Raw genomic sequence first — 23,908 nt, 5'->3', positions numbered from 1 at the left:
CAACATTAGAGCACAATTATAGCGGAGTATTTATGTACGCAGTTTTCCAAAGTGGCGGTAAACAACACCGAGTAAGCGAAGGTCAAGTCGTTCGTTTAGAAAAACTTGAACTTGCAACCGGCGCAACAGTTGAGTTTGATTCGGTGTTGATGGTTGCTAATGGTGAAGATGTTAAAATCGGTGCACCGGTCGTTGCCGGCGCGAAAGTAGTGGCTGAAGTGGTTGCACAAGGTCGTGGCGAGAAAATTAAAATCGTTAAATTCCGTCGTCGCAAACACAGCCGTAAACAACAAGGTCATCGTCAGTGGTTCACAGAAGTGAAAATCACTGGGATTCAAGCATAATTTCAGAGGAGATCAAGTAGATGGCAACTAAAAAAGCTGGTGGTTCAACTCGTAACGGTCGTGATTCTGAAGCTAAACGTCTTGGTGTTAAACGTTTCGGTGGTGAGTCTGTATTAGCAGGTAGCATCATCGTTCGCCAACGTGGTACTAAATTCCACGCAGGCAACAACGTTGGAATGGGACGTGACCACACCTTATTCGCGACAGCCGATGGTAAAGTAAAATTTGAAGTAAAAGGCGAAAAAAGCCGTAAATACGTAAGTATCATTACTGAGTAATTTTACCCAAACAGAATAAAATGCCCTGCTTTCATGCGGGGCTTTTTTATAGGTGAAATTTAGGTAGAATCATGCAACAACAACCTTTAGCCGGTTTTTTACTCGTGTTAACCGCCGTCTGTATGTGGGGGGCGTTGCCAATCGCCTTGCAACAGGTCGTCGCAGTGATGGATGCTCAAACCATTGTGTGGTATCGCTTTATCACATCGGCTATCGGTTTATTTATTTTATTGGGATTACGCAAAACGCTGCCAAAACCCACCGCACTTCGTCAGCGTTATCTCATTTTGATTATGCTCGGCATTCTTGGACTATCGGCAAATTTCTTCTTATTTAATCTGGCGCTGAATTATATTCCACCGACCAGCAGTCAGGTGCTCAGCCCGTTATCTTCGTTTATCATGCTGTTTTTCGGCGTTTTTGTATTTAAAGAACAGATCGGGCTCCATCAAAAAATCGGTTTGGTTATTTTAATTCTCGGCTTGATCTTATTTTTTAACCAACGCTTTGGCGACTTCCTGCAGCTCAACGATTATTTTAAAGGCATTGTCATTGCCCTATGCGCCAGCTTCTGCTGGGTTGCCTATGGCATGGCGCAAAAGTTGATGTTGAGCCGCTTCAGTTCGCAACAAATTCTGCTCATGATTTATATTGGCTGCACGATTATTTTTACCCCCATTGCCAACATACAGCAGGTGAGCGCGTTAAATTCCTTTCAGCTGGGCTGCTTGATTTTTTGTTGCCTTAATACCATTATTGCTTACGGCACTTACGGCGAAGCGCTTAATCGCTGGGATATTTCAAAAGTCAGCGCCATCATGACGCAGATTCCGATTTTTACAATTATTTTCACTGACATCTTAATTGCCGTTTATCCACAATTCTTCGTTGATCAGGAACTCAATTGGATCAGCTACCTTGGCGCGATTACCGTCGTTTCAGGCTCGTTGCTCTCCGTATTGGGACACAAACTCCCCGCGATTTTTCATCGTAAAAATCATCAGGTTTCGCTTTGACAGGTAAAAAAACGTTGGTAAAAATGACCGCACTTTTAAGTGCTCGCTCGAAATGTAAGGAAGATAAATGAAACAACAACCGTTACTTGGTTTTCTTTTTGCACTCATTACCGCGATGGCATGGGGCTCTTTACCCATTGCGCTGAAACAGGTGGTTGCGGCAATGAACGTACAAACTATCGTATGGTACCGCTTCGTTGTCGCCGGTTGCGCCCTTTTGTTATTACTCGGCTATAAAAAAACGCTGCCCGATTTATCCAAACTGGGGTATTTCTGGTTACTGGCGATCATTGGTGTACTGGGTTTGGCAGGCAATTTCTTCTTATTTAACAGTTCATTAAATTATATTGAACCCTCCGCTGCACAAATTTTTATTCACTTATCCTCTTTCGGCATGCTCATTTGTGGCGTAGTGATTTTTAAAGAAAAATTAGGCTTGCATCAAAAAATCGGTTTGGTCTTACTGTTCATCGGCTTAGGCTTATTTTTCAATGATCGACTGGAAATTTTCAGTGGATTAAATACCTACACCACCGGCGTACTTATCAGCGTGAGTGCTGCACTGGTGTGGGTGGCTTACGGCATGGCGCAGAAATTAATGTTACGAAAATTCAGCGCCCAACAAATTTTATTAATGATCTATTTCGGCTGCGCCATCGTCTTTACGCCCTTCGCCGAATTTTCACAAGTTCAGGGATTAACGCCACTGGCGCTAGGCTGCTTCATTTATTGCTGCTTAAATACCCTATTCGGCTACGGCGCCTATGCGGAAGCTTTGAACCGCTGGGAAGTGTCCAAAGTCAGCGTGATAATTACGTTAGTCCCCTTGTTTACCATTTTATTTGCTCATATGGCGCACTATATCTCCCCGACGAATTTCGCCGCGCCAGAATTAAATACTATTAGCTATATTGGTACGTTTATTGTAGTATGCGGAGCAATTTTATCCGCCATAGGACATAAGCTATTTCCTGCTAACCGATAAGTGCGGTACCTATTTTAAGTGTTTTGGAGAACTTAAATGAAATTTATTGATGAAGCTTTGGTTCGCGTCGAAGCCGGTGACGGCGGCAACGGTTGTGCCAGTTTCCGTCGTGAAAAATATATCCCGAAAGGCGGTCCTGACGGCGGTGATGGCGGTGACGGCGGTGACGTTTATTTAATCGCCGATGAAAACCTCAACACCCTCATTGACTACCGCTTTGAAAAACGTTTCGCCGCCGAACGCGGGGAAAACGGACGCAGTGCAAACTGCACCGGTCATCGCGGCAAAGATATTACCTTACGCGTACCGGTGGGAACCCGCGCCATCGACAACGATACGCAGGAAGTCATCGGTGATTTAACCAAAAACGGCATGAAATTATTGGTGGCGAAAGGCGGCTATCACGGCTTGGGCAATACCCGTTTTAAATCTTCCGTCAACCGCGCACCGCGCCAAAAAACCATGGGTACGGCAGGGGAAAAACGTGATTTACTATTAGAACTAATGCTCCTCGCCGACGTGGGAATGCTCGGTTTACCGAATGCCGGCAAATCCACCTTTATCCGCGCCGTTTCCGCCGCTAAACCGAAAGTCGCCGATTATCCGTTTACCACCTTAGTGCCAAGTTTAGGCGTAGTGAAAGTGGATGATAACCGCAGTTTCGTTATCGCCGACATTCCGGGCTTAATTGAAGGCGCCTCGGAAGGAGCGGGCTTGGGTATTCGCTTCCTGAAACATTTGGAACGTTGTCGCGTCTTGATTCATTTGGTGGACATCAACCCAATTGATGATTCCGATCCGGCGGATAACGTGGCGATTATCGAATCGGAATTGTTCCAATACAGCGAATCCTTGGCGGAAAAACCGCGCTGGCTGGTGTTCAACAAAATCGATACACTTGGTGACGAAGAAGCCCATGCGCGGGCGAAAGAGATCGCCGAACGTCTGGGCTGGGAGGAAGATTATTATTTAATCTCCGCCGCCACCGGTAAAAACGTCCCGCAACTGTGCCGCGATATTATGGACGTCCTGGAAGCCAACCCGCGCGAAACGGAAGAAACGCCGGTAGAAAATGAGGAAGTCAAATTCAAATGGGAAGATTATCATCAGGAGCAATTGGAAAATGCCGATGTTGATGATGAAGACGATGACGACTGGGATGACTGGTCGGAAGACGATGAAGAAGGCGTGGAAATTATCTATAAGCCTTAATCTGAAGTGAAAAAGTGCGGTCGTTTCGAAAAACGTTTTTTAAAATGACCGCACTTTTTGCTATCCGCTACCCTTTCCGCGCGTTTTTCATAATGCGTTCTTTTGCCACTTTCCATTCACGTTCTTTAATCTCTTCCCGCTTGTCCTGTTGTTTTTTCCCTTTTGCCAAGCCAATTTTGACTTTCGCCCACGCGCCTTTCCAGTAGAGGGAAAGGGCGATCAGGGTGAATCCGTCGCGGTTTGCTTTACCGAATAAAGAATCCAGCTCACGCTGTTTAAGCAATAATTTGCGGGTGCGGGTCGGGTCGCACACAATGTGCGTTGATGCCATGCTTAATGGCTGAATGGTTGCGCCGAATAAGAAAGCTTCACCGTTTTTGAAAATCACATAGCTGTCGCTCAGGTTGGCTTTGCCGGCACGCATGGATTTTACTTCCCAGCCTTGCAATTCAAGACCGGCTTCGATTTCATCTTCAATAAAATAATCGTGTCTGGCGCGTTTATTCAGCGCAATCGTGTTGGAACCGGGTTTTACTTTTTTCTTGGTCATAATCTGTTGGAAATGAAAAATAAATTGGCGCTCATTCTACCGAATCCACACAAAGATAGCAAAACCCCGCCGGATTGCTATAACATAGCGCCCATTATTGGTAATTAACGGGTTACATGATGAAATATAACAACTTATGCAATTTTCTTGTGCCATTGAAAGCCAAGGAAACTCAAACGCATTACACAGGAAATCGATCCTTATTTAGAAACGTGATTTTTAAATAAAACATAATTTTTCGCCTTTATTTTTTCCTTTTCTATAGAAGCATAAATAAATCGTCCTTTTTTGTGAATTGATCTTTACAAAATAACTATTTTGCGATAAACCATTTTTCTAACTCTTACGATAATTCATTGCTCATAACAAGGAGATTCAAATGCAACAAAAATTACTTGTCTCAACCATTGCGCTCGTCTTATCTTGCAGCGTTTATGCCGCCAAAGTACCTGAAGGGACCCAGCTCGCAGAAACACAGAATATCGTGATCAACAACGGCTCCGAGCCACAAAGTTTTGACCCGCACAAAACTGACGGGATCCCGGAAGCAGAAGTCGCTTATCAATTATTTGAGGGTTTGGTGACTACTGATTCCGACGGCAATTTGATTCCGGGTGTGGCGGAAAGCTGGGAAAACACGCCCGATTACAAAACCTGGACATTCCACCTGCGCAAAGATGCCAAATGGTCAAACGGCGAACCTGTTACGGCAAATGATTTCGTCTTCGCCTGGCGTCGCTTAGTGACACCGGCAACCGCCTCACCTTATGCCAGTTTCTTGGATTATCTACAAGTTGAAAACGCACAAGACATTATTGACGGCAAGAAAAAACCGGAAGAACTTGGCGTGGAAGCAAAAGACGATCACACTTTCGTCGTTCACACCACAAACCCGGTGCCTTATGCGGTGGGTTTGACGACCCACCAATCCTTGTTACCGTTGCCGCAAAAAATCGTGGGAAAATTCGGTGACGATTGGGTGAAAAAGGAAAATATCGTCGGTAACGGTGCCTATAAATTAAAAAATCACGTCATCAACGAAAAAATTGAATTTGAGCGCAACCCGCAATATTGGAATGACAAAGAAACGCAAATTAACAACGCCACCTTCTTAGCCATTGAGAATTCCAGTACCGATGTGGCACGTTATCGTGCGGGAGATTTGGACATCACCAGCCACGCCCTTCCGCCGGAGCAATTCGCCAAACTGAAAAAAGACGTTCCGGATGAAGTATTTACCGCCAGAACCCTTTCAACCTATTTATATGAAATCAATCACACCAAGGCACCGTTTAACGATATTCGCGTGAGAAAAGCATTAAATTTAACCTTAGATCGTAATGTGATTACCGATAAAGTGCTGGGACAAGGTCAAACACCGACTTATGTGTTTACCCCGCCGTACATTAATGAAGGCGGGCTGATTCAGCAACCGGCTTACAGCAAAGAACCGATGGCGCAACGCAACGAAGAAGCCATTAAACTACTGGAGGACGCTGGATTCAGCAAAGCGAATCCGCTGAAATTCACTATTCTTTACAACACCAATGAAAACCACAAAAAAGTGGCGATCGCCGCCGCCTCCATGTGGAAAGCTAATACTAAAGGCTTAGTGGATGTCAAGCTGGAAAATCAGGAATGGAAAACTTATATTGATAATCGTCGCGGACAACGTTATGACGTGGCGCGCGCCGGTTGGAACACAGACTACAACCAAGCCAGCACTTTCGGTAACTATTTCTTATCCAATTCCAATAACAATACCGCCAAGTACAAGAATGTAGAATACGACAAAGCCATTGCCGATTCTTACCTTGCTACCGATGAGAAAGGTCGTGCGCAAGCCTATGCCAAAGCCGAAGAAATTCTGGCAAATGATTTTGCCGTGATTCCGGTATATAACTATGTGAATCCACGCTTGGTGAAACCTTATGTGAAAGGCTACACCGGCAAAGATCCGCAAGATAACGTTTTGTTACGCAACCTTTATATTATTAAACATTAATCAAAAAGTGCGGTCGGAAAATTCGATGGATTTTTTGACCGCACTTTATTCTTATTTTTTGCTTTTACGTCCGTATTTTATCAATACGTTGGGGACAATTTCATGTTTAAGTTCATCTTAAAACGCGTGTTGGAAGCGATACCTACATTATTTGTTCTGATTACGTTTTCTTTTTTTCTTATGCGCTTGGCGCCGGGCAGCCCGTTTACCTCAGAACGCGCTTATCCGCCCGAAGTGATGGCAAACATTGAAGCCAAATATCACCTAAACGAACCGCTGCATACACAATATTTTTTATATTTAAAAAACTTGGCCAAGGGGGATTTCGGTCCGTCTTTTAAATATAAAGATCAGTCCGTAAATAACCTGATTGCTTCCGCCTTGCCCGTTTCGCTGAAACTCGGCACCATTGCCTTTTTCTTTGCCGTGACCCTGGGTGTTGCCGCAGGCACGCTCGCCGCCCTGAACCAAAACAGCAGATGGGACTACATTCTGATGAGCTGTTCCATGGTAGGCGTAATCATGCCGAGCTTTGTTTTCGCGCCCTTATTGGTACTGTTGTTTGCCATTACCCTGAGCTGGCTGCCGGCGGGTGGTTGGAATGAAGGCGCATTGAGCTACATTCTGTTGCCGGTGGCATCCTTAACCATCGGCTATGTGGCGGGCATTGCGCGGATTATGCGTGGCTCCATGATTGAAGTGTTGCACTCCAATTTTATTCGTACCGCCAAGGCAAAAGGCTTGTCCACTTCACGCATTATCTTAAAGCACGCGCTGCGCCCCGCACTGTTACCGGTGATTACCTATTTAGGCCCGGCATTTGTAGGCATCATTACCGGCTCCATGGTGATTGAAACGGTGTTCGGTTTACCGGGCATGGGTAAACTTTTTGTCAACGGTGCGCTTAATCGTGATTATTCCCTCGTGTTGAGCCTCACGATTTTGGTCGGTACTCTGACTATCGTCTTTAACGCCGTGGTGGATATTTTATACGCCGTGATTGATCCGAAAATTCGTTATTAAGGAAGTAACATGACGAAAAATGATGGTGTAAAACCAGTAAATCAAAAAAATACCGAATTTGTTGAACAACTTGCGGAACGCATGGATGAAATGCAACTGGAAGGGCGTAGCCTATGGCAGGACGCCAAACGACGTTTCTTCCGCAATAAAGCGGCGGTGGTCAGTTTAATCATGTTGGGCATCATCGTGCTTTTCATCACCTTCGCCCCCCTCGCCTTTCCCTTTACGTATGAAGACACCGACTGGAACATGATGGGCGTGGCACCGACGCTGGAAGGCTACCATTTCTTCGGCACGGACTCCTCCGGTCGCGATCTTTTGGTGCGTACCGCCATCGGTGGGCGAATTTCCTTAATGGTGGGCATTGCGGGCGCGCTGATTTCCGTCTTAATCGGCACCATTTACGGCGCGATTTCCGGCTATTTCGGCGGCAAAATCGACATGGTGATGATGCGCCTTTTAGAAATTTTAAGCTCTTTTCCGTTCATGTTTTTCGTCATCTTATTGGTGACCTTATTCGGACAAAATATTTTCCTGATTTTCGTGGCAATCGGCGCCATTGCCTGGCTCGGTTTGGCACGTATCGTACGCGGACAGACCCTTAGCCTGAAAAACAAAGAATTTGTGGAAGCGGCAATTGTATGCGGCGTGCCTCGTCGTCAAATCATTTTTAAACACATCATCCCGAATGTCTTGGGCTTAGTGGCAGTTTATGCCTCTCTTGAAGTGCCTGGCTTCATTTTGTTCGAATCGTTTCTGAGCTTTTTAGGCTTGGGCACGCAAGAACCCATGAGTAGCTGGGGCGCGTTATTAAGCGACGGCGCCGCACAAATGGAGGTGTCTCCTTGGTTGCTGATTTTCCCGGCATTCTTCCTTTGTTTAACCCTTTTTTGCTTTAACTTTATCGGTGACGGGTTGCGCGACGCACTCGATCCGAAAGACCGTTAGGAGCTGATAATGACAAACTCAACGCACTTATTGGATTTGCAAAATTTGCATGTCAGTTTTAAAACACCGGACGGCATTGTGACCGCCGTCAACGATTTAAATTTCACCTTAGATGCCGGACACACCCTTGGCATCGTGGGCGAATCCGGCTCCGGTAAATCACAAACCGCTTTTGCCCTTATGGGTTTGCTCGCGTCCAACGGCGAAGTTTCCGGTTCCGCGCTATTTGACGGGGTTCAGTGGGTCAACTTGCCAACGGCGCAACTGAATAAAATCCGCGCGGAACAAATTTCCATGATTTTCCAGGATCCCATGACGTCGCTGAATCCTTATATGAAAATCGGCGAGCAGCTTATGGAAGTGTTAATGCTGCACAAAGGCTACGACAAACAGACCGCCTTTAACGAATCGGTGAAGATGCTGGATGCGGTAAAAATGCCGGAAGCCAAGAAGCGCATGGGGATGTATCCCCACGAATTTTCCGGCGGTATGCGTCAGCGGGTAATGATCGCCATGGCGCTGTTATGTCGTCCGAAGCTGTTAATTGCCGACGAGCCGACCACCGCCCTCGACGTGACCGTGCAAGCGCAAATCATGACCTTGTTAAACGAGCTGAAAAATGAGTTCAATACGGCGATTATTATGATTACCCACGATCTCGGCGTGGTGGCGGGCATTTGTGATCATGTGCTGGTGATGTATGCCGGTCGCACTATGGAATACGGCAATGCGGAACAAATTTTCTATCACCCGACCCATCCTTATTCCATCGGATTAATGGACGCCATCCCGCGCTTGGATATGGACGAAGAACATTTGGTCACTATTCCCGGTAACCCGCCGAATCTGTTGCATTTACCGCAAGGTTGTCCGTTTTCACCGCGTTGTCGATTCGCTTCCGAGCAATGCCAAAAAACGCCGCCAAAACTGACAGCACTTCATGACGGACGACTCAGAAACTGCTGGCTGTCTGCAGAGGAATTTGCCCTATGAATGAACAAGTAGAAAGAAAATTATTGTTGGAAGTGAGTCATCTCGGCGTGAGCTTCAAAATTAAGAACGACAAATCCCTGTTCTTTACCAAACCGCAGGCGCTGAAAGCGGTGAAAGATGTATCCTTTAAACTCTACGCCGGTGAAACCCTCGGCGTGGTGGGCGAGTCCGGTTGCGGCAAATCCACGCTGGCACGCGCCATTATCGGCTTGGTAGAGGCTTCTGAGGGGCAAATCCTGTGGCTTGGCAAAGACTTACGAAAGCAATCGGCAAAACAATGGCGCAATACCCGTAAAGATATTCAGATGATTTTTCAGGATCCGCTGGCATCGCTTAATCCGCGCATGAATATCGGTGAAATTATTGCCGAGCCGTTGAAAATTTATCAACCGCACTTGAGTAAAGCGCAAGTCAAAGAAAAAGTGCAGGCGATGATGTTAAAAGTGGGCTTGCTGCCGAACCTGATTAACCGGTATCCGCACGAATTTTCCGGCGGACAATGTCAACGTATCGGTATTGCCCGCGCATTAATTATCGAACCGAAAATGATTATTTGCGATGAGCCGGTTTCCGCCTTGGACGTTTCCATTCAGGCGCAAGTGGTGAATTTGCTGAAATCGCTGCAAAAAGAAATGGGCTTGTCTCTCATTTTTATTGCCCACGATCTGGCGGTGGTGAAACACATTTCCGATCGCGTATTGGTCATGTATCTGGGAAATGCCATGGAGCTTGGCACCGATGATGAAGTGTACAAACACACGAAACACCCTTACACCAAAGCCTTGATGTCCGCCGTACCGATTCCTGATCCGAAACTGGAACGCAATAAATCCATCCAGCTGTTGGAGGGCGATCTGCCATCACCGATTAATCCGCCTTCCGGCTGTGTTTTCCGCACCCGTTGCCTGCTTGCCGATGAGGGTTGCGCGCAACAAAAACCAGCATTCAACAGTGACAACAACAGCCATTTTGTTGCCTGCTTGAAGGTTTCTTAACAACAAAAAGTGCGGTCGAAAAAAACATTGTTTTTTATGACCGCACTTTTTTGCTTTCCGCATAAAAAATCAGCGCATTATGCGCTGATTTTCCTTTAGGATTCCAATTCACCACAGAAGCGATAACCTTCGCCGTGAATCGTGGCTATGATTTCCGGTGTGTCGTGATGATCTTCAAAATGTTTGCGAATTCGACGAATAGTCACATCCACCGTACGATCCTGCGGTTTGAGCTCACGCCCGGTCATTTTCTTCAATAATTCTTCACGGGTTTGAATTTTGCCCGGATTCTCGCAGAAATGTAACATAGCGCGGAACTCACTGCGCGGCAATTTGCGCTCCTCGCCTTCCGGCGTAACCAACGTGCGGCTGTTTAAATCCAACGTCCAGCCGTTAAATTTATATTGTTCCACATGGTGCGCGCGTTGATTTTCCTGCATAGTGCGCTGCAACAGGTTTCTGGCGCGAATCGTTAATTCACGCGGATTGAAAGGTTTGGTGATGTAATCGTCGGCACCGATTTCTAGGCCTAGAATTTTATCCACTTCGTTATCGCGACCGGTTAAAAACATCAGCGCGATGTCCGCATTTTCACGCAACTCACGGGCAAGCATTAAGCCGTTTTTGCCCGGCAAATTAATATCCATAATCACTAAATGAATATCCTCGGTATCCAGCACTTGGTGCATTTGCGTACCATCCGACGCTTCAAATACGTCATATCCTTCCGCTTCAAAAATACTTTTTAGCATGTTTCTGGTGATCGTTTCATCTTCAACGATTAAAATTCGTGGTGTTTGCATTGGCAAATCCTTATTTTGTCGTTATAGTTTTTCCATGAGGCTGTTATTTAAATAAACTCTATTTTATAGTTGCAACATTATTGTAACAATAAAAAAATGCATAATTCGGCATATTAGAATTTAATTTTATGATCTAAGTCATAAAATTTCATACTTCAATCTCTTGTTACCAAAATAAAAAATCCTCCGATGCAATGCATCATCGGAGGATAATTGAGCGCACAGCTCAAAGTTACACACAAAAACTGGAACACTTTTTTAACGTTTTTTCTTGCCACCCTGGCGCGCTTTAAAACGTGGATTTTCTTTACAGATCACATAAACCACACCGTGACGGCGTACGACTTTACAACCGGGCGGGTTTTGGCGCTTTTTAATGAAGATAATACTTGCATGAGGATTCCTTATTTTGATTTAAATGCACCGAATTTGCCGTAACGGTTGGCGAAATCACTGGCGCGCCCTTCGTTGGCGACCTGTCTGGTTTTGCCGGTGTAAAATGGATGTGAGGCGGAGGACGTATCACACATAAAGACCGGATATTCTTTGCCATCTTCCCATTTCATGGTGTTGGTGGTTCTGGCACAGGAACGAATCAAAAAGCCTTGTTTGGCATTGGAATCATAAAAGAGAACGGTACGATAATTTTCCGGATGGATACCTTTTTTCATTTTTCTGCAATCCTTATTTTTTAGTGAAAAATAACAATGCGCGCCATCTTACACAAAAAAATTCATGGAAGCAAACTTATTTTAAAATAAAAAATAAGATACCGAAAAAAGTAACAACTTAGATTGGAGTAATAAGAAAAATCATGTAATGTACGAAAAACCCACCGGGTTGATTCTCATAGAAAAACAACTTTATTTTTGACCGCACTTTTTACACATCTTCATAACTACGAATTTCAGGCACTTGATAATCAAGAATAAAACGTTCTATCTCAATAAGATCTATGCTAAATAATAGTTTATCAAAATGACTTTGCGTCAAGAAACCGGCAGTGACCATGCTTTGATATTGACTTCTCAGCGGTTCATAAAAACCGTTTTGGTTAAATAAAATACAAGGATGGGGATTTTTACCGATTCTCGCCCAAGAATAGACTTCGCTGATTTCTTCCAGTGTACCCGGTCCACCCGGCAAGGCAATACAAGCGTCGGCTAATGCCAGCATTTTGGTTTTTCGCTCCGACATGGAGTTCACAATGATAATTTCGGTACAACCTTGGTGTGTCAATTCCCGCGCCTGTAAAAATTCAGGGATCACACCAATAACGGTGCCGCCGTTGGAAAGTACCGTATCTGCCACCACGCCCATCAATCCCGCCTTGCCACCGCCATAAACCAACGTATGCCGATGTTGCGCAATCCATTCGCCTAATTGAATGGTCGCCAGGCGATAGCTCGGTAAATTACCGAGTGCCGCGCCACAATAAACCGCAATGTTCATTTGATTACCTCAGTTATTTTGCATTGATAAATTTTACGCCGAACTCCATACGGAATAAATCGCAACAATAGGTATAACAACCTCTAAAGCATGATATTTTACAGCAATTTATTTTTGCTAATGCTAGAATGGGCAGCATTTTATAGAAGATAGCAACCGTTTTATGAAAAAATTTCTCCTCATTATCCTCTGCTTTTTCGTGATATTCAATGCGCAAGCCGTGGATCTGTTTAACCAAAAGCCGAAATTCTTACCGGTCGATCAAGCGTTTCAACTTCAGGCAGAACAACACGGCAACGACATTTCACTTAATTGGCAAATCGTCGAAAATTATTATCTCTATCAGGACAAACTGGAATTTGCCCTTAATGGACAGCCCATTGAAAGCCAACCGCAATTTTTAAGCCGGGCAGAACAATACGAAGATCCATATTTTGGCACGGTACAAATCTTCAAGCACCAACTTCCTTTACGCCTGTCATTGCCAAATAGCAAACCGCAAGATATTCTGGAAGTCACTTATCAAGGTTGTACTCCCGGCTTTTGTTATCCGCCAAAAACTAAACAATTTACGCTTGGCGGACTGCCACACAATGCCGTAGAAACTTCACTGACAGCTAAAGAAGAAACTAAAAGTGCGGTCAAAAATCCAAGTGTTTATTTATCTCAACAAAATCAGCTTGCCGACAGTTTATTCCAAAGCAAATATGCCATGTTGTGGTTTTTTATACTGGGCATCGGTTTGGCATTCACCCCCTGTGTGTTGCCCATGTTGCCGCTGTTATCGGCGATTGTCATCGGCAACAGAACGGAACATAGCCATACTTGGCGCGCCTTTGCTCTGAGTTTCGTGTATGTGCAAGGCATGGCGCTAACTTATACGCTCCTGGGCTTATTGGTCGTGCTTATCGGTTTACCGTTCCAAGTGGCGTTGCAAAGCCCTTATGTGTTAATCGGCTTATCGGTGGTGTTTACCTTGCTGGCACTTTCTATGTTCGGCGTATTTACTTTGCAATTGCCGCCATCCTTACAAACCAAGCTGACTCAATTAAGTCAACAACAAAAACGTGGCGCGTTTTTCGGTGTATTTGCCATGGGTGCCATCGCGGGCTTGGTCGCTTCCCCCTGCACATCCGCACCACTTTCCGGTGCATTGCTTTATGTAGCGCAATCGGGAGACTTTGTTATCGGCGTATTAACCCTTTATTTATTGGCACTTGGCATGGGCTTACCATTAATTCTGATTACTGTCTTCGGTAACAAAATCCTGCCGAAATCCGGTGCCTGGATGGAGAATGTGAAAACTGCCTTCGGCTTTGTGATGCTTGCTTTACCGGTCTTTCTGCTTTCTCGCGTTCTTCCATTGGACTGGGAACCGCGTTTATGGGCGCTGCTTGGCGCCAGCTTCTTTATTTGGCTCACCACTCAAATGCGCACCAACGGTATGGGTTTACTGTTCCGTATTCTTTTTCTGATTGCCGCCATCACGCTGGCGCAGCCACTCCAAAATTGGCTGTGGCAAAATAATACCCTCCACGCAGAAACCCATAGTGCGGTCAAAAAAAGCAACGCTTTTTCAACGTTGGCTTCGCCAACGGCCCCTTCAGGGGTGAATAAGCGAACGAGTGAGCTTATGAATAAAAATTCACTTGAATTTCAATCCGTGCAAAGCTACGAGGAGTTACAACTGGTATTAGCGAAGAACCCGAAACCACTGGCGCTATTGGATCTTTACGCAGATTGGTGCGTCGCTTGTAAAGAATTTGAACATAAAACCTTTGCAGAACCACAAGTGCAAGACGCTTTAAAAGACGTTTTACTGTTAAGAATCGACATGACAAACAACAGCGAAAAAAACCGCACTTTAATGAAGCAATTTTCAGTAACCGGCTTACCGACATTGATGCTTTTTAACCCACAGGGAAAAGAAATTTCATCGCACCGCATTACCGGTTTTATGGACGGAGAAGCATTTTTACGAACATTACAAGCAGCAAAAGCTTTAAATAATTAACCAATATTGTTTTTTTCTTTTAAATTTACTGTTAGCATACGCGCCTTCAATTTTCATTATTTTATTTAAGGAAGGAAAAATGTTTTTAAACAAATACAGTAATTACTTTTTAGGCTTATTACGCATTACTTCAGGTTACGCATTCGTATTACATGCTACGGCAAAATTCTGGGAATTCCCGATTTCCGTGACCGGCGGCAATGGTTCCGTTCAACCGGCATCCTTAATGGGTGTTGGTGGTGTGATTGAACTGGTGTTCGGTATCCTACTGATTTTAGGTTTGTTTACCCGCGTATCTGCGTTCTTACTAAGCGGGCAAATGGCGATAGCTTATTTCATGTTCCATGCTTCCCCATACCCACTCTTGAAAGAAGGTGAACCGGCATTTTTATACTGCTTCATTTTCTTATACTTTATTTTCTCAGGCGCCGGTGCCTTTGCATTAGATAATAAAATCGGTAAAAAATAACTTCTACAATATTTCGGCAAAAGGATTAGGCAACCCCTAATCCTTTTTTATTGCCAGAAATCAACTAAATAAAATAAAGTGCGGTAGATATTCAAGTTGTTTTAAAAATGATACAAGGGATACAAGAATCGGATAACCGCAGACTCGCCAGTACGTGATTTACATGCATAAATTAAATGATATAGCGCGCTGGAAAAAGAAGGAAATGAGAAAAGCAAAAGACGCTAAGTTCTTCACTTAGCGTCTTTTATGAATATGGCGGAGGAACTGGGATTCGAACCCAGGGAGGGCGCAAACCCTCGCCGGTTTTCAAGACCGGTGCCTTCAACCGCTCGACCATTCCTCCGCGTTTTGAGCGAGGTGAATAATACGAACTTTGCCACACCAAGTCAAGCAGTTAAATACAAGATTCTATTTAACTGCTTTATTTTCAAGCGATTACTTCACCGCTTCCGCTTTAGTCGGTTCGGTGTAAATATGGCTGATTGCGGCGTGGTGCCCTGCTGCGCCTTTACCGTAGAAATAATAACGGGATTCCTGCCATTCTTGCACCGGATAAGTCGCAATCGGTGCATCGGAAGACTTCGCTAAAGTCGCTTCTGCTTTAGTGTGGGCTACTGCCGAGAATGTCCCTACACGTCCGTTAAACACGTAAGTGCGGTCAGTTTCATCCATGAATTTCACATCATCGGAGACGTCCATTGTTACAATCACTTCCGCTGTCGCTTCCATTGGAGCGGATACCACATTGTTATTTAAGCGTTGTAACGATGCCTGTACTTTTTTCTTAACGGAATCATTTGCCGGTTGGATAATAAATTCCGTTAATGGCTGAACATCATTTTTACTTTTTTCAACAATCATATCCAACGCTGGCACAGTGACAGTGATACTTTGATCCGGTTCGCCTGCATCAGATTGATTTTGTTGCTCAAGAAGTTCATCAACAGATAAGAAGCTATTTTCTTTTGATTGAACTGACTGTCCCATGTCGATCCACACTTTACCGCTCGCCAACTCCGGTGAAGCCACTGCCGCAAATAATGGCATCGGCGATTTTTCTTGCGTATTGCGACGACGGCGCTGATTATTGACGCGCAAATGACGTGGCAAACGACGTTGACGTGAATTATCGCGCCCTTTATCGGCTTCAGCATTATCATCAACATCAACCACATCCGTCACTATCATCTCTTCATCCGCTTTTGATTCAACAACGGTGTTTTCTGCAAATTGTACTACTGTCGATTTAGAAGGCAGAACCTCATTCATTTCCTCCTCATTAAGACGCACTTTTTTGCGCAAATCGCGACGTTGACGACGTTGTGTCGGCTCCGCCTTTTCTTCGCTAACCGGTACGGAAGCCTCCGGCTTAATCACCTCTTCAATCACTTCAGGTTTGCGACTACGTTTGGCATTACGCTCCTGATTGCGATTTCTGCTTTCAACTTTCTCAGCCTTTTCTGTAGTTTGCTCTTCAACCACATTTTCCGCATTGTCATTACGGTTACGGCGATTATTACGACGTTCCTGATTACGACGATTGCGATTATTGTTACTGTTTCTATTGTTATTACGCGTTTTCTTATTTTGCTCTTCCGGTTTCGGTTCGGAAGCAAATAAGCCTTTTAACGCCGCCAATAAACGGCTCAACAACGACGGACCGCTTTGCTCTTTACGCTCAACAGGCTCCGGTGCCGGCATTGGAATGGATAAAGAAACCGCCGCACTTTCCACCGCCGGCGTTTCCGCAGGCGCAGTGTCAATGTTACGGGAAACCAGAGACTCTTCAGCCACAAAGGTTTCATCTTGATCCTGGTGTAATCTGGCTAAGTTATAACTTAACTCATTAACCTCTTCCCCATCACGCACACGGAACACACTAAAGTGCGGTGTTTCCATAGCTTCATTCGGCACCACGAGAATATCCACGTTATGGCGTTTTTCGATGCTATGAATAGCTTTCCGTTTTTCATTGAGTAAGTAAGACGCGATTTGCACCGGAACGATGGTGTGAACCTGTTTGGTATTTTCTTTTAACGCTTCTTCTTCCAATAAACGCAAAATGGAAAGGGAAAGTGACTCGTTATCACGAATTTTGCCGGTGCCTTGACAACGCGGGCAGACGTGGTGAGAGGATTCGCCTAATGACGGACTCAAACGCTGACGGGACATTTCCAACAACCCGAAACGGGAAATTCGGCTGATTTGAATACGCGCCCGATCCTGACGCACCGCATCACGGATACGGTTTTCCACTTCACGTTGATGGCGAACCGGCGTCATATCGATAAAGTCGATCACGATTAAACCGCCCAAATCGCGCAAACGTAATTGACGGGCAATTTCATCAGCAGCCTCAAGATTGGTATTTAACGCGGTTTCTTCAATGTCGCCGCCACGGGTGGAACGGGCGGAGTTAATATCAATGGCTGTCAAAGCTTCAGTTACATCAATAACAATAGAACCGCCGGAAGGCAAACGCACTTCACGTTGGAATGCCGATTCGATTTGTGACTCAATTTGATAATGGCTGAATAGCGGCACTTCGCCTTGATATAATTTCATCCGATTAATGAAATCCGGACGAACTAATTTAATGTGCGCCTTGGCTTTTTCATAAACTTGCGGGCTATCAATCAGGATTTCACCAATATCACGACGCAAATAATCGCGAATGGCGCGCACGATAACATCACTTTCCTGATGAATTAAAAAAGGCGCCGGACGGCTTTGAGACGCCTGTTTAATGGCTTCCCAATGATGCAACAGCACTTTCAAGTCCCATTGCAATTCTTCAGGGGTCTTTCCCACACCTGCGGTGCGTACGATTAAGCCCACGCCGTCAGGCACATCCAAAGAACTCAACGCATCTTTTAGCTCCAAACGTTCGTCCCCTTCAATACGACGGGAAATCCCGCCGGCGCGCGGATTATTCGGCATAATCACCAAATAACTTCCTGCCAAGGAAACAAAAGTCGTCAGCGCTGCACCTTTGTTACCACGCTCTTCTTTATTAACCTGAACAATGACTTCCTGTCCTTCCGAGATAATATCGCGAATATTCGGGCGACCTTGATATACATAATCCGCCGGGAAATATTCACGTGCAATTTCTTTCAACGGTAAAAAACCATGACGTTCTGCGCCGTAGTCCACAAAAGCGGCTTCCAAACTCGGCTCAACCCGAGTAATTTTTCCCTTGTAAATATTGGCTTTTTTCTGCTCATGTCCCAGACTCTCAATGTCCAGGTCGAATAAGCGTTGCCCATCGACTAATGCAACGCGCAACTCTTCTTTTTGAGTCGCATTGATTAACATTCTTTTCATTCGTTTTCTCTTTTATAAAAAAGGGCGAACCCTAAAAAAACTCCACCAAAAATGACCGCACTTTGCTTAGTAATCGACCTCGTGTCTGTCGCAGAATGTCCGTCTTCCCGACCGTCATCTGCTGGGTGCATTGACTACCTATTAAAATCAATCGAATGTCGAAATTTTAATAAAACAAAACCTGTTAAAAAATGGTCTGCAAGCCGACGCTCATTTTGATGCTAAAAAATCACTGACCTATCAATGTCTTATGCCGAATGCTGCATTATATTCCGTCAATGATAACGTATTTATTTTTAAGCGTTTTTACAACTTAAAAATACTTACTATTATCGCCCGAATAGGGATTTTTAGCAAGGCGGTTATCATAATTCGACGAATACTCTTCACCACATTCAAACCCATGGCGCGATATGCTATGATGCGTGCCGAGTTTTGTAACCGCGGCAATAAATAGGCAAATATGAGCGAAAAAATCATCAACCCAAGTGTGCAATTTTTAACTGTCAGCGACGATGAAGCCGGTCAACGATTAGACAATTTCTTACTGGCGCGTTTAAAAGGTGTGCCAAAAAGCCTGATTTATCGCATTGTGCGCAAGGGCGAAGTGCGGGTGAATAAAGGCAGAAGCAAGCCTGAATATAAATTGCTGGCGGATGATGTGGTGCGCATTCCGCCCGTTCGTGTAGCGGAAAAAGCGCAGGCGACGATTTCCAATAAGCTCACGAAAGTTGCCCAACTGGAACAACATATTATCTTTGAAGATAATTATTTATTAGTGCTCAACAAACCTTCCAGCATTGCCGTACACGGTGGCAGCGGGTTGGATTTCGGGGTCATTGAAGCTTTGCGTGCACTTCGTCCGGAAGCTCGTTTTTTAGAACTGATTCATCGTTTAGATCGCGATACGTCGGGCATTTTATTGGTGGCAAAAAAACGTTCTGCTTTACGTAATCTGCACGAACAACTGCGTGAAAAAACCGTGCAAAAAGATTATTTGGCACTCGTGCGTGGACAGTGGCAATCGCACTGCAAAGTGGTGCAGGCGCCTTTGCTGAAAAATGAACTTGCCGGCGGTGAGCGGATCGTGAAAGTGAGTGAGCAAGGCAAGCCCTCAGAAACCCGTTTTTCCGTGGAAGAACGCTATACCAATGCCACGCTAGTCAAAGCGTCACCTGTCACCGGACGTACCCACCAAATTCGGGTGCATACCCAATATGCCGGTCACCCTATTGCGTTTGATAGTAAATACGGTGATAAAGAATTTGATCAGCACATGGCGAAATTAGGATTAAATCGCTTATTTTTACACGCCTACGCTATTCGTTTTGAACATCCGCACAGCGGCGAAATGTTACGTTTAACCGCGCCATTAGACGAAAAAATAAAAGGCATTCTGAAACAGTTGCGTGAGACGAAGTAAAAAGTGCGGTCACAAAAAATAATGTTTTTTGAATGTTGATTTTGACAATGGTCCGAAGGGTGAATAAATAGCTCAAGCATTTTAAAAAAAACGCCGGAAAAACTGACCGCACTTTTAATGCGATTAATGCGATGGAACAAAAAACGCCGAGCAAAGTATACTCGGCGTTTTTATTCTGACTAAAATCAGATATTTTGGCTGATAAATGCGGCCAATTGATTTTTCGGTAAGGCGCCAACTTGGGTTGCTACCAGTTTGCCATCTTTAAATAATAATAGTGTCGGGACACTACGCACGCCGAACTGTGCAGGGGTGGACTGGTTATCGTCAATATTGATTTTCACAATTTTCACTTTACCATCAAATTCCACCGCCAAATCATCAAGGATCGGGGCAATCATTTTGCACGGTCCGCACCATGTAGCCCAAAAGTCTAATAATACAGGGACCTCTGAATTTAAAACGTCTGCAACGAATGTTGCATCGCTGGAATGTAATACTTCGCTCATTTTTTTTCCTTTTGTTACTGTTGTGTACTAGTGTTTAATTTCCTGCGCATAATAGCATAGCGCTATACGAATAACACAAATTATTTTAATTGTTAAAAGCTAAGAAGGCAAAACTACATTATTGCAAGGTTTGCCTTTCCCAATAGCATAAATATTAGACAGGGTAACATCGGCAATACTGGTTAGCGCTTCTTCCGTTAGAAATGCCTGATGTCCTGTTAATAACACATTGTGACAGGAGGATAAACGACGGAATACGTCATCCAGAATCACTTCATTAGATTTATCCTCAAAGAATAAATCCCTTTCGTTTTCATATACATCCATACCTAAAGCTCCGATTTTACGCTGTTTCAACGCATCAATTGCCGCTTTAGTATCAATCAGCGTACCGCGACTGGTGTTGATGATCATCACGCCGTCTTTCATTTTGGCAAAAGCTTCGTGATTCAGCAAGTGGTAGTTTTTCGGTGTTGCCGGGCAATGCAAAGTAATAACATGAGAACGTCGATAAATCTCATCCAGGCTGACATATTCCGTGCCCAACTCTTCTGCTGCCGGATTTTTGAATGGGTCGAAGGCTAAAATATGCATACCGAAGCCTTTTAGAATACGTATGACCGCAATACCTATTTTACCTGTGCCGATAACACCGACGGTGCGACCGTGCATATTGAAACCGATCAGCCCTTCCAGGGAGAAGTTCGCTTCACGGGTGCGTTGATAAGCGCGATGAATACGACGGTTTAACGTCATCATTAAGCCGACCGTATGTTCCGCCACCGCTTCCGGCGAATATGCCGGCACACGAACAACCGTCAAACCGAGTTCTTGTGCGGCTTTTAAATCCACGTTATTAAAACCGGCGCAGCGCAAGGCAATAATTTTTACCCCAAGTGCGGCGAGTTTTTCCAACACTTTTCGGCTTCCGTCATCATTCACGAAAATACATACGGCCTCACAATGTTCCGCCATTTTTGCCGTGCGCTCACTGAGCATGAAATCGTAAAATTCCAAATCTAAACCATATTTAGCATCAATTAACTCTAAATATTTTCGGTCATAACTTTTCGTGCTATATACTGCAACTTTCATTTTGCCCTCCAAATACATTAAATTTATTTAAGCTGTGCAAACGCCTGTGCCAGATCCGCTTTGATGTCTTCCACATTTTCCAAGCCGACGGAAAAACGCAACAGATTATTGGTGATACCGCGCGCGATACGCTCCGCTTCCGGAATATCCATGTGTGTTTGGGTTGCCGGATAAGTAATGAAACTCTCCGTGCCGCCAAGGCTTTCGGCGAACGTAATCAATTTAATCGCTTTCAAAAACGCATTCACCCAGTTTTCGTCCTGCAGACGGAAAGACAACATACCACCTTTATTCGGATACAACACATCTCTCACCTGCGGTTGTTGACGCAAAAAATCGGCAATCGCTTTGGCATTTTCTTCATGACGTTGCATACGCAATGCCAAAGTTTTCATACCGCGAATGGTTAGCCAAGAATCAAACGGCGATAACACCGGACCCGCACCGTTTTGGATATAAAACAAGCGATCGCACAGTTCTTGCCCTTTCGCGACAATCAAACCGACTAAAACGTCATTATGTCCGGCAATATATTTGGTTCCGCTATGAATCACAATATCAGCCCCGTGTTCCATTGGACGGAATAACACCGGCGTGAGGAATGTGTTATCGACAATAAGTAATAAATTGTGCTTTTTCGCCACCTTGGCAATAGCATCCACATCACATTCTTCCATTAACGGATTGGAGGGGGTTTCAATAAAAATCGCTTTAGTGTTCGGTGTAATCGCCCCTTCAATCGCCTGAACAGAGGCGGTATTCACATAAACCGGTTTGACACCGTTGGTGTTTTTGTAACAAAAATCCAATAAACGATAAGTTCCGCCATAAACATCACTGGATACAATCCATTCATCGGGTGACGTAAATAATGACATCAATAATTGAATTGCCGCCATGCCGGAAGAGCAGGCAAAACCGCGCTCGCCCTTTTCTAATTGGGCGATAGTCTCTTCTAATACAGCGCGGGTTGGATTTTTGGTTCGGGTATAATCAAAACCGGTACTTTCACCAATGCCATAGTGCCCGTAAGCGGTAGAAAGGAAAATTGGAGTGGAAACGGCGCCGGTGCGCTCGTCAGTGCGATTGCCGGCTTGGGCTAATAGGGTATCAATCGCATATTTTTGTGTCATAAATCCTCCGCGAAAACAACATATTTTTATACCGCACTTTTTGCAAAAAAGGTGCTTCATTCTGGCATAAACTCCCTCCTGATAAAAGGATATTTTATAACTACTTGATTGCACAAGCTAAAATTTAACCCCGGAAAAATTTTAACCTTTTGTATTTTTTCAACAAACTCATCGTTTTTTTTAATTGTTTGTTGACAGTTTTAGATAAGTCAGTAAAATGCACCGCACTAAAGACAAACGCGGGAATAGCTCAGTTGGTAGAGCACAACCTTGCCAAGGTTGGGGTCGCGAGTTCGAGCCTCGTTTCCCGCTCCAAAACTAACGGCGTGTTAGCAAAGCGGTTATGCACTGGATTGCAAATCCATGTAGCTCGGTTCGACTCCGGGACACGCCTCCATAACTCCCTACGCAATTAGCCGGTCACTCAGCTCGAGTGGTGGAGTCGTGGGTATAAGGAATTGAGAAGATTTAATGTTTATAAAGCAAATGAACTCACAGTCAGTAGCCATAAACTGACGGAGTAATAAACAAAGTTAATTTATATAGTTTTGCTTGTTTAAATTTTCTTAAACTTTAAAAATGGAATGGCTAGAGAATATAAAACAGTGAAAGTTTCATATATAAGGGTTATACTAGGTTTATAGAAGTTCTTGAACTCCTTGCTCAGACGAATTTAAATAATGTAGCGAGAAATCTAATTTAGACTAATATGGAGCAATCGTTAGACTTAGTATTTATTGAATATGTTCAACCCTATTTATTCAAATTGAAAAAGTTTATTTAATAATGATGGAGAAAGTTCTTCATATTCTGATTTTAGTTAGAGAGTTTAAACGCAGTATCCTTAAACCGGTTTTAAAAGATCCCGGTCAGTATTCTAATATGATTGTTAGCATTAAAACAAAAGGTCGTCCTGTTAGATAATTGATCTTTATATTGCCTTATTAATGGCATTATCTCTAAATACCGTCCTAGCTTGTAATAACAATAAGGTTGCTATTTAATGGTCCCTGAAATTTTATTAGCTTGCTCAACAATAGTTCACATTGAAACACTTCACGCATTAATTCAAACAGAAAGCTCATATAATCCTTATGCTATCGCAGTAGTAAATGATATTCCTCTTGCTAAACAGCCTAAAACACTCCAAGAAGCAGAATCAGTCATAGATGAACTTGAGGCTAAAAAAATGAATTATTCGGTTGGGTTGGGACAAGTGAACAAAGGGAATTTTGCAAAATATGGTGTAACGGGTAGTCAACCTACAATTTTAGGCTTTGACCGTTCCACAGGCATTGTAGAACCTATTAGCGTAATTTCAAAAGATACTA

Annotated in this window: 21 protein-coding genes, 3 tRNA genes and 2 pseudogenes; 16 read left to right on the top strand and 10 right to left on the bottom strand. The window is 44.2% G+C overall.

Going from position 1 to position 23,908, the window contains the following annotated elements:
- Positions 1-32 precede the first annotated feature (32 nt).
- The 5 genes from rplU to cgtA all read left to right on the top strand — a co-directional run bounded on the left by rplU (position 33) and on the right by cgtA (position 3,835).
- Entirely contained in the window at positions 33-344 is a 312-nt protein-coding gene (gene rplU, locus DK423_RS05275) for a 50S ribosomal protein L21 (RefSeq protein ID WP_005559149.1), read from the top strand.
- Positions 345-364: 20 nt separating this feature from the next.
- Positions 365-622, top strand: a complete 258-nt coding sequence (gene rpmA, locus DK423_RS05270; RefSeq protein ID WP_005559148.1) for a 50S ribosomal protein L27 — start codon at positions 365-367, stop codon at positions 620-622.
- 71 nt (positions 623-693) lie between these two features.
- A complete protein-coding gene (locus tag DK423_RS05265) occupies positions 694-1,638 on the top strand; it encodes a DMT family transporter (RefSeq protein ID WP_005559147.1) in 945 nt (314 codons plus the stop codon).
- Positions 1,639-1,705: 67 nt separating this feature from the next.
- Entirely contained in the window at positions 1,706-2,623 is a 918-nt protein-coding gene (locus DK423_RS05260; protein ID WP_005559146.1) for a DMT family transporter, read from the top strand.
- Between the two features lie 36 nt (positions 2,624-2,659).
- Positions 2,660-3,835, top strand: a complete 1,176-nt coding sequence (gene cgtA, locus DK423_RS05255; protein ID WP_061886990.1) for an Obg family GTPase CgtA — start codon at positions 2,660-2,662, stop codon at positions 3,833-3,835.
- Between the two features lie 67 nt (positions 3,836-3,902).
- Here cgtA and smpB read toward each other — a convergent pair whose 3' ends face one another.
- Complete coding sequence (gene smpB / locus DK423_RS05250; RefSeq protein ID WP_005559144.1) at positions 3,903-4,385, bottom strand: SsrA-binding protein SmpB; 483 nt, start codon at positions 4,383-4,385, stop codon at positions 3,903-3,905.
- 379 nt (positions 4,386-4,764) lie between these two features.
- On the opposite strand from smpB, the gene DK423_RS05245 reads away from it, so the two are divergent.
- From DK423_RS05245 to oppF, 5 genes are all read left to right on the top strand, one after another.
- Positions 4,765-6,390: an ABC transporter substrate-binding protein gene (locus tag DK423_RS05245; protein WP_061886989.1), complete on the top strand. Its 1,626-nt coding sequence runs from the start codon at positions 4,765-4,767 to the stop codon at positions 6,388-6,390.
- Between the two features lie 102 nt (positions 6,391-6,492).
- Positions 6,493-7,413, top strand: coding sequence for an oligopeptide ABC transporter permease OppB (gene oppB / locus DK423_RS05240; RefSeq protein ID WP_005559142.1), 921 nt, complete (start codon positions 6,493-6,495; stop codon positions 7,411-7,413).
- Positions 7,414-7,422: 9 nt separating this feature from the next.
- Positions 7,423-8,361, top strand: coding sequence for an oligopeptide ABC transporter permease OppC (oppC, locus tag DK423_RS05235; protein WP_061886048.1), 939 nt, complete (start codon positions 7,423-7,425; stop codon positions 8,359-8,361).
- 9 nt (positions 8,362-8,370) lie between these two features.
- On the top strand, positions 8,371-9,354 hold the full coding sequence (oppD, locus tag DK423_RS05230; RefSeq protein WP_005559140.1) for an ABC transporter ATP-binding protein: 984 nt from the start codon (positions 8,371-8,373) through the stop codon (positions 9,352-9,354).
- A complete protein-coding gene (gene oppF, locus DK423_RS05225) occupies positions 9,351-10,349 on the top strand; it encodes a murein tripeptide/oligopeptide ABC transporter ATP binding protein OppF (protein WP_109043897.1) in 999 nt (332 codons plus the stop codon). The genes oppD and oppF overlap by 4 nt, the downstream gene beginning before the upstream one ends.
- Before the next feature lie 95 nt (positions 10,350-10,444).
- Here the strand turns inward: oppF and arcA are convergent, their stop codons facing one another.
- The 4 genes and pseudogenes from arcA to DK423_RS05205 form a co-directional block, all read right to left on the bottom strand.
- The gene (gene arcA / locus DK423_RS05220; protein ID WP_005559138.1) at positions 10,445-11,152 is read right to left on the bottom strand and encodes a two-component system response regulator ArcA; all 708 of its coding nucleotides are present in this window, start codon (positions 11,150-11,152) and stop codon (positions 10,445-10,447) included.
- A 258-nt stretch (positions 11,153-11,410) separates the two neighbouring features.
- Positions 11,411-11,547 (bottom strand): annotated as a pseudogene (gene ykgO / locus DK423_RS05215) (type B 50S ribosomal protein L36).
- A gap of 9 nt (positions 11,548-11,556) precedes the next feature.
- Positions 11,557-11,823 carry a type B 50S ribosomal protein L31 gene (locus DK423_RS05210; RefSeq protein ID WP_005559134.1) on the bottom strand — a complete coding sequence of 89 codons (267 nt, stop codon included), beginning with the start codon at positions 11,821-11,823 and terminating at the stop codon, positions 11,557-11,559.
- A gap of 211 nt (positions 11,824-12,034) precedes the next feature.
- The gene (locus tag DK423_RS05205; RefSeq protein WP_005559133.1) at positions 12,035-12,604 is read right to left on the bottom strand and encodes an LOG family protein; all 570 of its coding nucleotides are present in this window, start codon (positions 12,602-12,604) and stop codon (positions 12,035-12,037) included.
- A 163-nt stretch (positions 12,605-12,767) separates the two neighbouring features.
- Between DK423_RS05205 and DK423_RS05200 the strand changes: the two genes are divergently transcribed.
- Positions 12,768-14,618 carry a protein-disulfide reductase DsbD gene (locus DK423_RS05200; protein WP_005559131.1) on the top strand — a complete coding sequence of 617 codons (1,851 nt, stop codon included), beginning with the start codon at positions 12,768-12,770 and terminating at the stop codon, positions 14,616-14,618.
- Between the two features lie 79 nt (positions 14,619-14,697).
- Entirely contained in the window at positions 14,698-15,087 is a 390-nt protein-coding gene (locus DK423_RS05195) for a DoxX family protein (RefSeq protein ID WP_005559129.1), read from the top strand.
- A 256-nt stretch (positions 15,088-15,343) separates the two neighbouring features.
- Here the strand turns inward: DK423_RS05195 and DK423_RS05190 are convergent.
- Together DK423_RS05190 and rne are read right to left on the bottom strand one after the other, a co-directional pair.
- Positions 15,344-15,433 (bottom strand) — tRNA-Ser (locus tag DK423_RS05190).
- A 92-nt stretch (positions 15,434-15,525) separates the two neighbouring features.
- Positions 15,526-18,417 (bottom strand): ribonuclease E, encoded by a 2,892-nt coding sequence (gene rne / locus DK423_RS05185; RefSeq protein ID WP_005559127.1) that lies wholly within the window; start codon positions 18,415-18,417, stop codon positions 15,526-15,528.
- Positions 18,418-18,880: 463 nt separating this feature from the next.
- On the opposite strand from rne, the gene rluC reads away from it, so the two are divergent.
- Positions 18,881-19,840, top strand: coding sequence for a 23S rRNA pseudouridine(955/2504/2580) synthase RluC (gene rluC / locus DK423_RS05180; RefSeq protein WP_005559123.1), 960 nt, complete (start codon positions 18,881-18,883; stop codon positions 19,838-19,840).
- 185 nt (positions 19,841-20,025) lie between these two features.
- On the opposite strand, the gene trxA is transcribed toward rluC, so the two are convergent.
- The 3 genes from trxA to DK423_RS05165 all read right to left on the bottom strand — a co-directional run bounded on the left by trxA (position 20,026) and on the right by DK423_RS05165 (position 22,577).
- On the bottom strand, positions 20,026-20,349 hold the full coding sequence (trxA, locus tag DK423_RS05175; protein ID WP_032996856.1) for a thioredoxin: 324 nt from the start codon (positions 20,347-20,349) through the stop codon (positions 20,026-20,028).
- 99 nt (positions 20,350-20,448) lie between these two features.
- Positions 20,449-21,444, bottom strand: a complete 996-nt coding sequence (locus DK423_RS05170; RefSeq protein WP_032996863.1) for a 2-hydroxyacid dehydrogenase — start codon at positions 21,442-21,444, stop codon at positions 20,449-20,451.
- 23 nt (positions 21,445-21,467) lie between these two features.
- Entirely contained in the window at positions 21,468-22,577 is a 1,110-nt protein-coding gene (locus DK423_RS05165; RefSeq protein ID WP_005559116.1) for a methionine biosynthesis PLP-dependent protein, read from the bottom strand.
- A gap of 239 nt (positions 22,578-22,816) precedes the next feature.
- Here DK423_RS05165 and DK423_RS05160 point away from each other — a divergent pair.
- The 3 genes and pseudogenes from DK423_RS05160 to DK423_RS05150 form a co-directional block, all read left to right on the top strand.
- Positions 22,817-22,892: transfer RNA gene (locus tag DK423_RS05160), tRNA-Gly, on the top strand.
- An 8-nt stretch (positions 22,893-22,900) separates the two neighbouring features.
- Positions 22,901-22,974: transfer RNA gene (locus tag DK423_RS05155), tRNA-Cys, on the top strand.
- Between the two features lie 606 nt (positions 22,975-23,580).
- Positions 23,581-23,908 (top strand): annotated as a pseudogene (locus DK423_RS05150) (transglycosylase SLT domain-containing protein); the annotation flags it as partial.

Origin of the sequence: Aggregatibacter actinomycetemcomitans (assembly GCF_003130205.1) — a bacterium.
Lineage (GTDB): Bacteria > Pseudomonadota > Gammaproteobacteria > Enterobacterales > Pasteurellaceae > Aggregatibacter > Aggregatibacter actinomycetemcomitans_A.
The sequence above is the reverse complement of the archived record's forward strand: the minus strand, read 5'-3'. Positions and strand labels throughout refer to the sequence as shown.